This is a genomic window from Chromobacterium piscinae, assembly GCF_021129175.1.
GTDB classification, from domain to species: Bacteria; Pseudomonadota; Gammaproteobacteria; order Burkholderiales; family Chromobacteriaceae; genus Chromobacterium; species Chromobacterium piscinae.
The window spans coordinates 47,551-61,789 of record NZ_JAJOHV010000083.1; the positions used below are offsets into that span (position 1 = coordinate 47,551).

The window sequence follows — 14,239 nt, forward strand, 5'->3', positions numbered from 1 at the left end:
TCAAGGCCATTTCCAGCTTATATCTGAATGGCGGCATGCAGAATGACTTGTTGTTTGTTGGACAAAGAAAGCTATAAATATTCTAAGTAAATTCTCGTAATCGAATTCGACGCGCCGGGCCTGCAAGGAGTAGGACATGACCATTACGAAGAGACTGCTGTTGACCACCGTGCTGGCATTGCTGGTGATGCTGGCACTGGGCGTGCAGGGGCTGTGGAAGCAGCAGCAGGCCAATGATCGCTTCGATTACATGAAGATCAACACCTTTCCCAGCATCCATACCCTAGATGACGCTAAGGAAGCGCTGGCGGACGTGAGGTTGACGCTGGCGCGCAGCGTGGCGTTGTCGGACCCGGCGGCCAAGAAGGCTGAGTTCGCCGCGCTGGCGGATCTGGACAAGCGTTTCGATGCGGCGCTGGACAAATACGAGAAAGAGCTGGTTTCCAACGACGCCGACCGCAAGCTGCTGCAGGTTGACCGCGATGACATGAAAATGTATCGACAGCAGCGCGACAAGTATTTGCAGCTGGTCCAGGACAATAACGTGGCGGCGGCGGACAAGCTGATGACCGGCGACATGTCCAACGAGGCCAAGGCGTTGAACCAGGCGCTGATCGACCATATCGAGTTCAATTACAAGCTGGCCGAACAACTGAGTAAAGACAATACTGCCGCTTATCAGGCAGCCTGGTGGCAGTCGACGATATTGGTGGCGCTAGCTGTGCTGGTGTGCGGCTGGCTCAGCGGCCATCTGTTCCTCAATATCCGCAGCAGTCTGGAGCAGGTGCTTGACACGATGCAGTCTGTGCGCACCTCGCTGGATTTCCGCCTGCGCGCGCCGGTGAAGCGGATGGATGAAATAGGCAAGATAGGCAGCTCGTTCAATGAGCTGATGGGCCGTCTGCAGCAGAGCTTCCAGGAAATCCGCCGCAGCGTGGAGGACATGGAAGGCTCCATCATCCACATGGTGAACTCGTCCGGCGACATCGCGTCCAGCTCGGTGCAGCAGAGCGAGTCCGCTTCGGCGATGGCCGCCGCGGTGGAGCAGGTAACGGTCAGCATCAATCATGTGGCCGACCGGGCCAGGGAGGCCAACCATCAAGCGAAGGAGGCCGGCGAGATAGCCGACCACGGCAGCCGGGTGATGCTGGGCACGGTGGACGGCATCAGCGCGGTGGCGGAATCGGTGGGCGAGGCGTCTGACCGCATCGGCAAGCTGCGCGAGGACAGCGTCACCATCGCCACCGTGTTGGGCGTGATCAAGGACATTGCGGACCAGACCAATTTGCTGGCGCTGAATGCCGCAATCGAAGCCGCGCGGGCCGGCGAAATGGGGCGTGGCTTCGCCGTGGTGGCGGATGAGGTGCGCAAGCTGGCCGAGCGCACCGCCAGCTCCACCACTGAAATCTCCGCGGTGATAGACAAGATGCAGCAAGGCACTCAGGCCGCGGTGACGGGCATGCAGCAGGTGGTGGAGCGGGTGAACGAAGAGGCGGAGAAGGCGCGCGACGCCGGGGACACCATCCAGCAGATCAAGACCAACTCCTCGCACAGCATGCTGCTGATCGGCGAAATTTCAGACAGCATCGTCGAGCAAGGCAGCGCCAGCAACACCATCGCCCAGAAGGTGGAGCAGATCGCGCAGATGGCGGAAGCCAATTCCAAGGCGTCGTCCGATTCGGCCGATTCCGCGCGCGAGCTACGCGAGCAGGCCGGAAATATCCAGCGCACGGTGGCGCAGTACAAAGTGTAAACCGAACAATGACAGGGATCGGGGAAGATCCGACAGGGCCGCAAGGCCCTGTTTTCTTTTGGCGGAAGCATTTGCAGGAAAAGCGATAAGCAAGCCAGGATTAATTGCTTAGCCGGACGCGGCGCGCTTGAAGGCATCGCGGATCAAGGCTATATCCGCGTGGCTAACCTTGTAGCACTCAATCTCCCCGCTGTTGATTTCTGCGGACCTGGAATAGCCCGCAAGCAGCACGATGGAGTCATGGCAGTCGTCTTTGTTTTCCAGCCGAAGACTCCTTGTCTGAGGGAAATCGATCACCATGTTAGTTAAGCTCCCAGCCTGGCGGCAGCTCTGGGTAGGTAAGCCAGTAACTGAGGCATTGCTGATCTAGCGTATCGCTCCACTGGTAGATGCCAGCTCCGTTGTAGTAGAGCACCGGTTTGAGGTCGATGTAAGCGATAACAGATACTCTGGGCTGATAAAACGGAGATGCCAACATATCGCTAACCGATACCTCGTCTATGCAGATCATATCGGCGATCTTGCCATGCGGCCATGAACATGCCTCAAGCTGGAGCAGCTCCTCATCAGGTAAAGAGGAAACGTGCTGAGCAACCACTTGGGCGAACGCATTCTTGAAAGATAGCAAGCCTATACAGGAAGGGTGTTTGTATGCATATTCTTCTGGATTCATGGAGGTAAATTCCAACAAGCGGAGGTGATGGAATTTTATATGCGTGAAGTATTTTTTATGGCGCAATAACAACTGTTCCCCATGTTGTTAGGATATGTTATTATGACAATATTTTGCAAATAGTTCTACAAAGAACAATCAACATGCAGACAATAAAATCCAAACTTATCAGCAATGACTACATCGGAACTGTCATCGAGGAAAGCAAGGGGGCGCCTAGGAGGCGTATTCCAATACTTGTTCACGATAGTTACGACGAAGTTCCGCAGCGTTTTGTAAACTGCATGGCGTCGGACTCTTATATTAAACCGCATAAGCATGAAAGTGATAATCAGTGGGAGTTGGTAACATGGATTTCAGGGGAGATGCTTATTGTCATCTTTGATGATTTAGGCAAAATATTGAACAAGGTTGAAATGGGGCAGTACAGTAATCGCATAATGGAGATACAGTCTAATCAGTATCACAGTTATATACCTTTATCTGATTGTGCGTATCTTGAAGTAAGAAACTGCAGGTTTGTTTATGGGCGGCCAGAGGCCGATAGAACATTTGCTAGTTGGGCTCCGGATGAGGGGAGCGTCGAGGTGGGTGATTTTGTCACCTGGCTTAAGAGTGCGGATATTGGAAGGCAGTATGGACAAGACGGACAAGTATTTTCAGATTATAAATTGTAGCCCTGTCCCGACGTTTTGGAAGGACGCTGAACGATATTTCATGGGTTGCAACCAGAAATTCTTGGATATGGTTGATGTTGAAAATATCGAGAGCCTCCTTGAAAGGCGAGATGTCGACTTGCCCTGGGCTCGGAATTGGGAGCAATTCGAGAGGGATGATCGACAGGTTTTAGAAACTGGGCAGACAGTATCCAGGTTGGAGCAGATTCCATCTGGAGATGGTGAGGTGGTTTGGTCTGAAACTATCAAGCACCCAATTGTGCAAGATGGAAAAATCACGGGGCTTGTTGGTTTTTGTAAGGATGTGACGATTGAGAGGAGGTTGCAGGAGATAGAGCGCGAGAGAAGCATTGATAAGCTGCACTTGCAACTGGCTGATTTGGTTGGCAAGTTTATGAATGAGGTACAACACACTAAGCTATCTATCGTTGAGCAGCGTGTTGGATTGAGCCAGCGAAGTGATGGAATAAGTAGGCGGCAAATCAGCTTGAGTAGTCGAGAGAGCGAAATCATTTACTATCTATCTATTTATAAATCGCCTAAAGAGATAGCAAAGATACTGTCGATTCTTCATGGGAAAGATATTTCAGTTCGGGCAGTGCAGACAGCGATTAGCGATAGATTGTATGTTAAATTCGACGTCAATACCACCAGTCAGTTATTGGAACGGGCTGCAGTTCATAATTTGATACCGTTACGCATGCCCAGTTAGTTATCCCTCTGTGAATTTATATGAGCTGTTAAGTTGAATTTTCTGTTGCTTTTGTTGTGAAGCATAGCGCGGGTCATTGGGTATATTCAATAAAGTGTAAAGCTTTTTATAAATCAGCATTTAGCCTGTGACGGTTCGCTTGTTAGATTGGAACGGTATTTCCAACTCGTACCAAATGGACAAGCCATGGCGAAACCGCGCGCATTTATCAAACTGATCCTTTCCGCCGCATTGGCCGTTTCGGGCGTCGCCGCGGCGGCAGACGCCGTCACCGTCGGCTACCAGACCGGCATTGACCCCACCAAGGTGCCGCAGGCCGACGGCGCTTACGAGAAAGCCACTGGCAGCCGCATCAATTGGCGCAAGTTCGACAGTGGCGCCGACCTGATCGCCGCGGTGGCGTCCGGCGACGTGGCCATCGGCAATATCGGCTCCAGCCCGCTGGCGGCCGCCGCTAGCCGCGGCCTGCCGCTCGAAACCTTCCTTGTGGCCGACGAGATCGGCTCGGCCGAGGCGCTGGTGGCGCGCAAGGGCAGCGGCATCGCCAAGCCGCAAGATCTGATCGGCAAGAAGGTGGCGGTGCCCTTCGTCTCCACCACCCATTACAGCCTGTTGGCAGCGCTGCGCCACTGGGGCGTGGACCCTGTCAAGGTGAAGATCCTCAACCTGCGTCCCGGCGAGATCGCGGCCGCTTGGCAGCGCGGCGACATCGACGCCGCCTATGTCTGGGACCCGGCGCTGGGCAAGATCAAGGCCAGCGGCGCGGTGCTGACCAGTTCGGCCGAGGTGTCCAAGTGGGGAGCGCCCACCTACGACATCTGGGTGGTGCGCAAGGACTTCGCCGCCGCCCATCCCGAGTTTGTCTCCCGCTTCGCCAAGGTGTCGCTGGACGCCATCGCCGGCTACCAAGCCAATCCGCAGGCCTTCATCGCCAACGCGTCCAACATCGCCAAGATCAGCCGGCTGACCGGCGCCGCCGCGCCGGACGTGGTGGCCGGGCTGAAGGGCAACCGCTTCCTCGGCCGCGACGAGCAGGCCGCGCTGCTGCAATCGCCGTTCGTGGCGGCGGTGGGCAAGACCGCGGCCTTTCTGAAGGCGCAGGGCAAGGTGGAGTCGCTGCAGCCGGACTACGGCCCCTACGTGACCAACCGCTTCGTCAAGACGGCGAGGTGAGCATGGCGGCGCTGATCGCAGACAGGGTGTCGGTCCATTATCCCGGCCAAGTGCAGCCGGCGCTGGACGGTGTGTCGCTGAGCGTGGGGCCGGGCGAGCTGGCGGTGGCGCTGGGGCCATCGGGCTGCGGCAAGACCACCTTGCTCAATCTGTTTGCCGGCTTCCAGTTTCCCAATTCCGGCAGCGTGCGCTTCGGCGGCGCGCCGGTGGCGGGGCCGGGCGCGGAGCGCGCGGTGGTGTTCCAGCAGCACGCCTTGCTGCCGTGGCTGAGCGCGCTGGACAACGTCGCTTTCGGCCTGCGCCTGCGCGGCGTGCCACGCGCCGAGCGCCGCGCGCTGGCCGAGCGTGCGCTGGAGCAGGTGGACCTGGCCGAGGCCGGCGCCCGCTATCCCTGGCAATTGTCCGGCGGGCAGAAGCAGCGCGTCGGCATCGCCCGCGCCTTGGCCGGCCGCGCTGGCGCGCTGTTGATGGACGAGCCGTTCGGCGCGCTGGACGCCTTCACCCGCGAGCAGATGCAGGAGCTGCTGCTCAAGGTGTGGGCGGGGTCCGGCAGCAGCGTGTTCCTGATCACCCACGACATCGAGGAAGCGCTGTTCCTCGCCACCGAGCTGGTGTTGATGTCGCCGGGGCCGGGCCGCATCGTCAAGACGCTGCGCCCGCCGTTCAGCCGCCGCTGGCGCGCCGGCGACAGCGCGCGGGCGATCAAGTCCGATCCGGAATTCATCGCGCTGCGAGAGCAACTGCTGGCCGACGTGTTCGCCCAGTGCCGACAGGAGGCATGGGCATGAGCGGCGTCGAAACTACCGCGGAACAGGAGTTGCTGTCCGTTTCCTCTCGCATCGAGGGTGGCCCGAGGCGGGGACGCGAACCATCCCGGCTATGGCTGGGCGCGGCCAGCCTGGCACTGCTGCTGGGCGGTTGGTGGCTGCTGGCGCACAGCGGCTGGGTGCCGGCGTTGTTCCTGCCCGCCCCGGAAGCGGTGCTGGGCAAGCTGTTCGTCGTCGCCGGCCAGGGCTTCATGGACGCCACGCTATGGCAGCATCTGGAAGCCAGCCTGCAGCGTATCGCGCTGGCGCTGGCCGCAGCCGTGGCGGTGGGCGTGCCGCTCGGCGCGCTGCTGGGGCGCAGCCCGCTGGCACAGGGCTTGCTTGATCCTATGTTGGAGGCATATCGTCCAGTGCCGCCGCTCGCTTATTTGCCGCTGATCGTGATCTGGTTCGGCATTGGCGAGCTGTCCAAGGTGCTGCTGATTTTCCTGGCCATCCTGGCTCCGGTGGTCATCGCCACCCGCCACGGCGTGGCCCAGGTCAGCCGCAACCGGCTGCGCGCGGCGCAGAGCCTGGGCGCCAGCCGCTCGCAGCTGTTGTGGCTGGTGGTGTTGCCCGAGGCGCTGCCGCAAATCTTGACTGGCATCCGCATCGGCTTGGGCGCCGGCTGGTCCACGCTGGTGGCGGCGGAACTGGTGGCGGCCACCCGCGGGCTGGGCTTCATGGTGCAGTCTGCGGCGCAGTTTCTGGTCACCGACGTGGTGGTGCTGGGCATTCTGGTGATCGCCGCGGTGGCCTTCGCGCTGGAACTGGGTCTGCGCGCCTTGCAGCGCCGGTTGGCGCCTTGGCACGGACAAGACGACTGATAGACAACGATAATAAGGAGAAGACGCTGATGAGTTTGCAATTGACCCGCCTGAGCCCGGCGCTGGGCGCGGTGGTGGAGGGGATAGACCTGGCGCGGCCGTTGGACGACGAGCAGCGCCGGGCATTGAACGAGGCATTGCTGCGCCATCAGGTGCTGTTTTTCCGCAGCCAGGACATCACGCCGCTGCAGCAGCGCAATTTCGCGGTGCGCTTCGGCGATCTGCACACTCACCCGATCTATCCGCAGCACCCGGACGCGCGCGAGATCGTGGTGCTGGATACCGACGTGGTGGACTTGCAGGATAACGCCATCTGGCACACCGACGTCACCTTTATCGAGACCCCGCCGCTGGGCGCGGTGCTGGCGGCGCGGCAGCTGCCGGAGCTGGGCGGCGACACGCTGTGGGCCAGCGGCATCGCTGCCTACGAGGCGTTGTCGGCCAGCCTGAAAGCCAGGCTGGAAGGCTTGAGCGCAGTGCATGATTTCGCCAAATCCTTTCCGCTTACGCGTTACGGCCTGACTGACGACGACCGCCGCCGCTGGGACGAAACGCGGCGCAAGCATCCGCCCATCAGCCATCCGCTGGTGCGCATACATCCGGAAAGCGGACGCCGCGCGCTGTTCGTCAGCGAGGGCTTCACCGTCGCCGTCAACGATCTGCCGGAAACCGAGGGCCAGGCGCTGCTGCAATTCCTGTTTGCCCACCAGTCGCGGCCTGAGTTTTCCATACGCTGGCGCTGGCAGCCGGGCGACGTGGCGTTCTGGGACAACCGCTGCACCATCCATTACGCGGTGGACGACTACCGGCCGGCGCGGCGGGTGATGCACCGGGCGACGATACTGGGAGACCGGCCGTACTAGTTCGGCGGCGTTGAGTCTTGCAGGCAGCAAAAAGGCCATCCATAGGGATGGCCTTTTCATTTGAATGACGACGGGACGGATTAGCCGACCAGCCGCATCTTGAACTGCTTGCCCTTGATCTTGCACTGCGACAGCTTGGCCAGCGCCTGCTCTGCAATGCTGCGCTCCAGCGCGACGAAGCTGGCGAATTCGAAGATATTGATCTTGCCGATCTGGCTGCCGGCGAAGCCGGCGTCGCCGGTCAGCGCGCCCAACAGGTCGCCCGGGCGCAGCTTTTCGCGTTTGCCGCCGGCAATCTCCAGCGTCACCATCGGCGGCAGCAGCGGGCCGCCGGGGGCCGGGGTCAGCTCTTCCACGTCGGCCCAGGTCAGGTCGGCCTGCTGGTAGTTTTCGATCTGCACCAGGCGCTTGGCCTCGCTGTCGGTGGCAAGGGTCAGCGCCAGGCCATGCTGTTCGCCGCGGCCGGTGCGGCCGATGCGGTGGATGTGCACTTCCGGATCATGGGTGACGTCGACGTTGATCACCACGTCCAGTTCCTTGATGTCCAGGCCGCGCGCCGCCACGTCGGTGGCCACCAGCACGGTGGCGCTCTTGTTGGCGAAGCGCAGCAGGATCTGGTCGCGCTCGCGCTGTTCCAGGTCGCCGTGCAGGGTCAGCGCGTTGAAGCCCTGTTCCTGCAGCTCGCGCACCAGCTCCTTGCAGCGCTCGCGGGTGTTGCAGAAGGCCAGCGCCGAAGTGGGGCGTAGATGGCGCAGGATGCGGCTGACCGTCTCCAGCCGGGTCTCCGGCTTCACCTTGTAGAACCACTGTTCGATGTGGTCGGCGTTGTGCAGCGACTCCACCTTCACTTCCACCGGATTTTTCAGGAACTGCGAGCTGGCCTTGCGGATGTCCTCCGGATAGGTGGCGGAGAACAACAGGGTCTGGCGGGTCTTCGGGCAGGCGCGGACGATGCCGACGATCTCCTCGATGAAGCCCATGTCTATCATGCGGTCCGCCTCGTCTAGCACCAGCGTCTTCACGCCGGTCAGGTTCAGCGTTTCGCGGAACAGGTGGTCCTGCAGCCGTCCCGGCGTGCCGACGACGATATGGGCGCCATGTTCCAGCGAGCCGATTTGCGGACCCATCGGCGTGCCGCCGGTCAGCGTCACCACCTTGATGTTGTCGATGGCGCGCGCCAGACGGCGGATTTCCTGCGCCACCTGGTCGGCCAGTTCGCGCGTCGGGCACATCACCAGCGCTTGCACGCCGAACCAGCGTGGATTGAGGCTGGCCAACAGGCCCAGTCCGAACGCAGCCGTCTTGCCGCTGCCGGTCTTGGCCTGGGCGATCAGGTCGCGGCCTTCCAGAATGGCGGGCAGGCTGGCGGCCTGGATGGCGGTCATCTGGTGGTAGCCCAGGCTGTCCAGGTTGGACAGCAGCGGGGCGGGCAGGGGCAGGGCGGAAAAAGCGGCTGGTTTCACAATGACTTGGCGCGGTTGGCTAAAGGCTGGGCAGTGTAACAGCAGTGAGGCTCGCGGCCAAATGCCCGGCGCATTTTCGGTTGGAAAAACGCCCGGTCGAGCCGGGCGCGGGAAGCTGCCTCTCTTGTTTTATCAGATGCAGCCGGTTTTGCCGGGTTTAGCGCTCACACACGGAAGCGCGACACAGAGTCGGTCAGCCGCTTGGCCAGCGCCTCCAGCTCTTCGGCAGCGCTCACGGTCTGGCGGATGTCGTTGTCGTTGGTGCGCGCCATGCCGGCGATGGCGTCGATGTTCTCGTTCACCGTCTGGCTGGTGCGGCGCTGCTGTTCGGTCACCTCTACGATCTGCCTGAGGCCGCTGCGAACCTCGGCCACCGACTGGTTGGCCGCGTCCAGCACGCCGGCCACGCTGTCGGTGGCGTGGCGGCTGGCTTCCAGCGATTGCAGGCCGGCGCTCACCGCCTGGCGCACCGCGTCGGTCTTGTCGTTCAGCGAGCCGGTGACGGCGTCGATCTCGCTGGCGGACTTGGCCGACTTTTCCGCCAGCTTGCGCACCTCGTCGGCCACCACGGCGAAGCCGCGGCCTTGCTCGCCGGCGCGGGCGGCTTCGATCGCCGCGTTCAGCGCCAGCAGATTGGTTTGCTCGGCGATTTCGCGCACCTGCTTGGTCATGTGGGTGATCACGGCGGTGGAGTTGACCAGCTCGCTCTCCGCCTGCGCCATCAGCTGCACCGCGCTTTCCGCCTGGCCTACCTCGCGCTGCAGCCGGTGCAGGCTTTGCCGGCCTTGTTCCGAGCGCTGCAGGCTCTCCTCTGCGCCGCTGCTGACGTGCTCGGCCTTGCCGGCGATCTCGCCGATGTGGGCGGCCAGTTGGTCCACCGCCTCGGCGGCGGCCTGCGACTGGCTGTTCTGGCGATGGGAGCTGGCGGCCAGTTGGCCGGCGCCGTCGGACAAGCTGCGCGCAGACAGCGCCACCGCGTCGGCGCTGTCGCTGACCTGGCGCACCAGGCCGGCCACGGTGCCCAGCATCTGGTTGAACAGGCGGGCGGTGACGCCGATCTCGTCCCGGCTGCGTTCCGGCAGGCGGCGGGTGAGGTCGCCTTCGCCCTTGGCCAGCTCGGCCAGGCCATCGGACATCTCCCGCAGCGGGCGGGTGACGAAGCGGCGGATGAATAGATAGACCACCGCCAGCATCGGCAGCGAGGCGAACAGCGCGAACAAGATGCTCTGGGTGCGGAAGGCTTCGACGGACGCGTATGGCTTTTCCAGCGAGATGCGCATGCTGACCACGCCCAGCGGCGTCTTGTCCGCCACCTGATGGCAGGCCAGGCAGTTCTTGCCCAGGTAGTTGGCGGAAGCCAGCGCCGGGTAGACCACGCGCAGGTGCTCGCCCAGCTGCGGGGTGGACTCTATCTGGATGTGCGGCTTGCCGTCGCGCAGCGCGGCGCGCTCGGTTTCGTCGCCCGGCCGGGCCTTGTCGCCGGCGCTGCCGGGGCCGAACTGCTTGCTGACCGCGTCGCCGCGTATCACGCGCAGGTCGCGCACCGCCGACAGCTCGCGGATCTGGTCCAGGAACACGTCGCGCTGGCCGACGGTGCCGGTGATCATCATGCCGGTCAGGCCGGCCAGGGTCATTTCGTTCATGCTGTGGGCCAGGTCCTTGGCCTGCTCCACGGCGATCTCGCGGCTGGCCTGGGTTTCCCAGGCGATCAGCCCGCCCCAGGCCAGCACCAGACAGGTCCAGATCGCGCCGGTCAGGCGCAGCCAGATCGGCCAATCGGAAAATTTTCTCATCGCGTTTCGGGGTGGTGGGCCCCGTCTCCTGTGTGTGGCGTCGTTATTGTCGGCCGGATTGCGGACAGTCCCGGCTATGCCGTATGGATTCTGATGGAGAATGGGAACCGGACTTCTGGTCTGGATCAAACATTGCCAGGAAAACGCTTGCGCTTGGGTTGGCGGCCGATTTCTGCAACAATCGCGCCCTTGCCGCCACGGCTATGGTGAAAACGGGACAGGAATACAAGGAATGGGCATGAATGACAGCACAAGGCGCGGCGTCGCCATCATAGGCGGCGGCCCGGCGGGCCTGATGGCGGCGGAGGTGCTGACGGCGCGCGGCTATGCGGTGGATGTGTATGACGCGATGCCGTCGGTGGGCCGCAAATTCCTGTTGGCCGGCATCGGCGGCCTCAACATCACCCATTCCGAAGCCTATCCGGCCTTTATCGGCCGTTACGGCGACCGCGCGGAGCAGATCGCGCCGCTGCTGAAGGATTTTGACGCCGACGCGCTGCGCGCCTGGGTGCATGGCTTGGGGGTGGAAACCTTTGTCGGCAGTTCCGGCCGGGTGTTTCCCAAGGAAATGAAGGCAGCGCCGCTGCTGCGCGCCTGGCTCAGCCGGCTGCGGGAGGCCGGCGCGCGCATCCATGTGCGCCACCGCTGGCAGGGCTGGAACGCCGATGGCAGCCTGAAGTTCGACACCCCGGACGGCGAACTGGCTGTGCGCGCCGACGCGACGCTGCTGGCGCTGGGCGGCGGCAGCTGGAGGAAGCTGGGTTCGGATGGCCGCTGGATGCCGTGGCTGGAGGAAAAGGGCGTTGCCACCGCGCCGCTGTCGCCGTCCAATTGCGGCTTCGACGCCGAGTGGAGCGATTTCTTCGCCGACAAGTTCGCAGGCGAGCCGCTGAAGTCCATCGGCCTGGCTTTCCAGGGTGGCGACGGGCGTGAGTTCAAGCGCGTGGGCGAATGCGTGATCACCAAGAGCGGTATTGAGGGCAGCCTAGTCTACGCCTGCTCGGCGCTGCTGCGCGACGAGATCGCCCGCGCTGGCTCCGCCACCGCTTATCTGGACCTGATCCCGGCCTGGGACGAAGCCCGGGTGCTGGCCGAAGTTTCGCATCCGCGAGGCTCGCGCTCCTTGTCCAGCCATCTGCAGAGCCGGCTCAATCTGAAGGGCGCGCGCGCCGGCATCCTGCGCGAATGCCTGGACAAAGAAAGCTTCCAGAACCCGGCGCTGCTGGCCGCAGCGATCAAGCGCTTGCCCGTGACCGTGACCGCGGCGCGGCCCATCGATGAGGCGATCAGCACCGCCGGCGGCGTCTGCTTCTCCGCGCTGGACGCGCGGCAGATGCTGGCCGCGCTGCCCGGCGTGTTCTGCGCCGGCGAGATGCTGGACTGGGAAGCGCCGACCGGCGGTTATCTGCTGACCGCCTGCTTCGCTAGCGGCCGCGCGGCGGGGCAGGGCATCGCCGACTGGCTGGAGGCGTCAAGATAGTTTTACTTGAGGGCGGCAGGCAGGTCTGACAAAATACCCGGATCGCATTTTTCCGCCCATCCTGGGCGCTATCCGCAACCTGTTTTTCTTGCTTGCCATGAGTGAAAAAAGCAATCCCTGCCAATCCTGCGGCGCGTGCTGCGCCAGTTTCCGCGTTTCTTTCTACTGGGCCGAGGCCGATGACGGCGGCGGCCCGGTTCCCGGCCATCTCACCGAAAAACTCAACGACTGGACCCGCTGCATGCGTGGCACCTGGTCCGCCAGCCCGCGCTGCGTCGCCTTGCAGGGCGAGGTGGGCGGCAGCGTCGGCTGTGGCGTCTATCCGCTGCGGCCCAGCCCCTGCCGCGAAGTGGAGGCCGGTTCGGCGCAATGCCTTAAGGCGCGCGCCATCCACGGCCTGCCCGTGCTGTGGGAGGCGCCGGCGGCGGCCAATGAGCCGGAGCCGCTGCTGGCGGGCTAGGGCAGGCTCCGGTCGAAAAAGGCTTTCAGCTTGGACGCGGCGGCCGCTACGCACGGTTCGCGGTCGTACAGGTCGAAGTGCGAGGCCCAGGCGATCAGGCATAGCTCTTTCGGCTCCGCGGCGGCGGCGATGGCCTGCTCGCTGAAGTAGCGGGTGTCGGCGTCGGCGCCGGCTATCATCAGCAGCGGCCGCGGGGCCAGCATATCGATGCGGGCGAAGGCGTCGAAGCCGGCCAGCGCGTCCAGGCCCGACACCACGAAACGGTTTTCCGCGTTGGGGTGGCGGCCGCGCGGCGTGCGGTAGTAGTCGTAGGCCTCGCGCAGCAGCCGCTGCGGCTGTTCGGCCGCGGCCTGCGCCGTTTCCGCCAGCGCGCTGCGGGTGGCGGCGGCTTCGCCGCGGTCCTGGGCGGTGCGGTCTTCGGCCGCCGCGGCGAGCAGACTTTGCAGCTGTTCGGGCGTGCGGCTGCCGTTCAGGCCTTCGCGCAGCAGGCTGCCCTGGCAGACGGCGTTGACGGCGGCCACGGCCTTGATGCGCGGGTCGGTGCGGGCGGTGAACACCGCGTAGCCGCCGCCGGCGGCGATGCCCAGCGCGCCGATGCGTTCCGGATCGACATCGGGCAGGTTGGACAGATAGCTGACCGCCGACTTGATCCCCTCGGCCCGCGAATGGGGCGTTTCCAGATGGCGCGGCAAGCCCTCGCTCTCGCCCTGGTAGGCGGTGTCGAACGCCAGCGCGAGATAGCCGTCCTGCGCCAGCCGTTCGGCGTAGCGCCCGGCAACCTGTTCCTTGACGCCGGTGAACGGGTGGCTGACCACGATGGCCGGGTAGCGTTTCTCCGGCTGGTAGTCCGCGGGACGGTACAGATGGCCGACCAGTTCCAGGTCTTCGCTGAGAAAAATCACTTCCTGTTTCATATTGTCGTTCTGTTCGATTGCGAGGTTCAACGCGGCGTCTGCTCCCAGCCGCCGCCCAGCGCCAGGAACAGGTTGACCTGATCCAGCGCCAGTTGCGCGTCCGACGCGGCCAGCGCCGATTCGTTGCCGGCCAGCGCGCGGTCGGCGTCCAGGCTGGTCAGGTAGGGCGTGCGTCCGGCCGCGTACAGGCGGCGGTTGTCTTGCGCGGCGGCGCGGGCGTTGTCGCGCGCCGAGCGCAGGTCGGCGTTGCGTTCCAGGTCCTTGGCGTAGAAAGTCAGCGCGGTTTCGGTCTCGCGCAGCGCGTTCAGCACCACGCCGTCGAAATGGGCGAGCGCCGCGTCGGCGTCGGCTTCGGCCGCCTTCACCCGGGCGCGGGCGCCGCTGTCAGGAATGGTCCAGCTGATCAGCGGCCCCAGGCTCCAGCGCCGAGTGCGGTCTTCTCCCACGTGCTCCAGCAGGCCGGTGAAGCCAGCCGACGCGTCCAAGCTGATGCTGGGATAGAGCTGGGCGGTGGCCACGCCGATGCGGGCGGTGGCGGCGGCGAGCTTGCGTTCCGCCTCGCGCACGTCGGGCCGGCGCTTGAGCAGCGCCGCGCCGTCGCCGACCGGCAGCGGCTGCTTCAACTGGGGCAGCGCCGAGCAGGCG

General features: G+C 63.5%; 15 protein-coding genes. 9 read left to right on the top strand and 6 right to left on the bottom strand.

Annotated features, from left to right (window positions below):
- The first annotated feature begins 136 nt into the window (after window positions 1-136).
- The gene (locus LQR33_RS19020) at window positions 137-1,753 is read left to right on the top strand and encodes a methyl-accepting chemotaxis protein (RefSeq protein WP_166438323.1); all 1,617 of its coding nucleotides are present in this window, start codon (window positions 137-139) and stop codon (window positions 1,751-1,753) included.
- A 108-nt stretch (window positions 1,754-1,861) separates the two neighbouring features.
- On the opposite strand, the gene LQR33_RS19025 is transcribed toward LQR33_RS19020, so the two are convergent.
- Together LQR33_RS19025 and LQR33_RS19030 are read right to left on the bottom strand one after the other, a co-directional pair.
- Window positions 1,862-2,053: a hypothetical protein gene (locus tag LQR33_RS19025; protein WP_166438324.1), complete on the bottom strand. Its 192-nt coding sequence runs from the start codon at window positions 2,051-2,053 to the stop codon at window positions 1,862-1,864.
- A gap of 1 nt (window position 2,054) precedes the next feature.
- Entirely contained in the window at window positions 2,055-2,426 is a 372-nt protein-coding gene (locus LQR33_RS19030) for a hypothetical protein (protein ID WP_166438325.1), read from the bottom strand.
- Window positions 2,427-2,569: 143 nt separating this feature from the next.
- On the opposite strand from LQR33_RS19030, the gene LQR33_RS19035 reads away from it, so the two are divergent.
- From LQR33_RS19035 to tauD, 6 genes are all read left to right on the top strand, one after another.
- The gene (locus LQR33_RS19035; protein WP_166438326.1) at window positions 2,570-3,103 is read left to right on the top strand and encodes a WbuC family cupin fold metalloprotein; all 534 of its coding nucleotides are present in this window, start codon (window positions 2,570-2,572) and stop codon (window positions 3,101-3,103) included.
- Entirely contained in the window at window positions 3,063-3,815 is a 753-nt protein-coding gene (locus tag LQR33_RS19040; RefSeq protein WP_166438327.1) for a helix-turn-helix transcriptional regulator, read from the top strand. Before LQR33_RS19035 ends, LQR33_RS19040 begins: the two co-directional genes overlap by 41 nt.
- 186 nt (window positions 3,816-4,001) lie before the next feature.
- The gene (gene tauA, locus LQR33_RS19045) at window positions 4,002-4,988 is read left to right on the top strand and encodes a taurine ABC transporter substrate-binding protein (RefSeq protein WP_221667813.1); all 987 of its coding nucleotides are present in this window, start codon (window positions 4,002-4,004) and stop codon (window positions 4,986-4,988) included.
- Between the two features lie 2 nt (window positions 4,989-4,990).
- Entirely contained in the window at window positions 4,991-5,776 is a 786-nt protein-coding gene (gene tauB, locus LQR33_RS19050; RefSeq protein WP_221666263.1) for a taurine ABC transporter ATP-binding subunit, read from the top strand.
- Window positions 5,773-6,621, top strand: a complete 849-nt coding sequence (tauC, locus tag LQR33_RS19055; protein WP_221666262.1) for a taurine ABC transporter permease TauC — start codon at window positions 5,773-5,775, stop codon at window positions 6,619-6,621. The genes tauB and tauC overlap by 4 nt, the downstream gene beginning before the upstream one ends.
- Before the next feature lie 29 nt (window positions 6,622-6,650).
- Window positions 6,651-7,484 carry a taurine dioxygenase gene (gene tauD, locus LQR33_RS19060; RefSeq protein WP_231470101.1) on the top strand — a complete coding sequence of 278 codons (834 nt, stop codon included), beginning with the start codon at window positions 6,651-6,653 and terminating at the stop codon, window positions 7,482-7,484.
- 80 nt (window positions 7,485-7,564) lie between these two features.
- Here the strand turns inward: tauD and dbpA are convergent, their stop codons facing one another.
- Window positions 7,565-8,947, bottom strand: coding sequence for an ATP-dependent RNA helicase DbpA (dbpA, locus tag LQR33_RS19065; RefSeq protein WP_166438332.1), 1,383 nt, complete (start codon window positions 8,945-8,947; stop codon window positions 7,565-7,567).
- 164 nt (window positions 8,948-9,111) lie between these two features.
- Window positions 9,112-10,740 (bottom strand): methyl-accepting chemotaxis protein, encoded by a 1,629-nt coding sequence (locus LQR33_RS19070; protein ID WP_231470102.1) that lies wholly within the window; start codon window positions 10,738-10,740, stop codon window positions 9,112-9,114.
- A 238-nt stretch (window positions 10,741-10,978) separates the two neighbouring features.
- Here LQR33_RS19070 and LQR33_RS19075 point away from each other — a divergent pair, with 238 nt between their 5' ends.
- Both LQR33_RS19075 and LQR33_RS19080 read left to right on the top strand, forming a co-directional pair.
- A complete protein-coding gene (locus LQR33_RS19075; RefSeq protein WP_231470103.1) occupies window positions 10,979-12,220 on the top strand; it encodes a TIGR03862 family flavoprotein in 1,242 nt (413 codons plus the stop codon).
- Window positions 12,221-12,317: 97 nt separating this feature from the next.
- Complete coding sequence (locus LQR33_RS19080) at window positions 12,318-12,680, top strand: YkgJ family cysteine cluster protein (RefSeq protein ID WP_221666258.1); 363 nt, start codon at window positions 12,318-12,320, stop codon at window positions 12,678-12,680.
- On the opposite strand, the gene LQR33_RS19085 is transcribed toward LQR33_RS19080, so the two are convergent.
- Both LQR33_RS19085 and LQR33_RS19090 read right to left on the bottom strand, forming a co-directional pair.
- Complete coding sequence (locus tag LQR33_RS19085; protein WP_231178865.1) at window positions 12,677-13,624, bottom strand: alpha/beta hydrolase; 948 nt, start codon at window positions 13,622-13,624, stop codon at window positions 12,677-12,679. The genes LQR33_RS19080 and LQR33_RS19085 overlap by 4 nt on opposite strands.
- Window positions 13,621-14,239: TolC family protein (locus LQR33_RS19090; RefSeq protein WP_231470105.1), on the bottom strand; the 619-nt coding region annotated here is incomplete at its 5' end. The genes LQR33_RS19085 and LQR33_RS19090, both read right to left, overlap by 4 nt.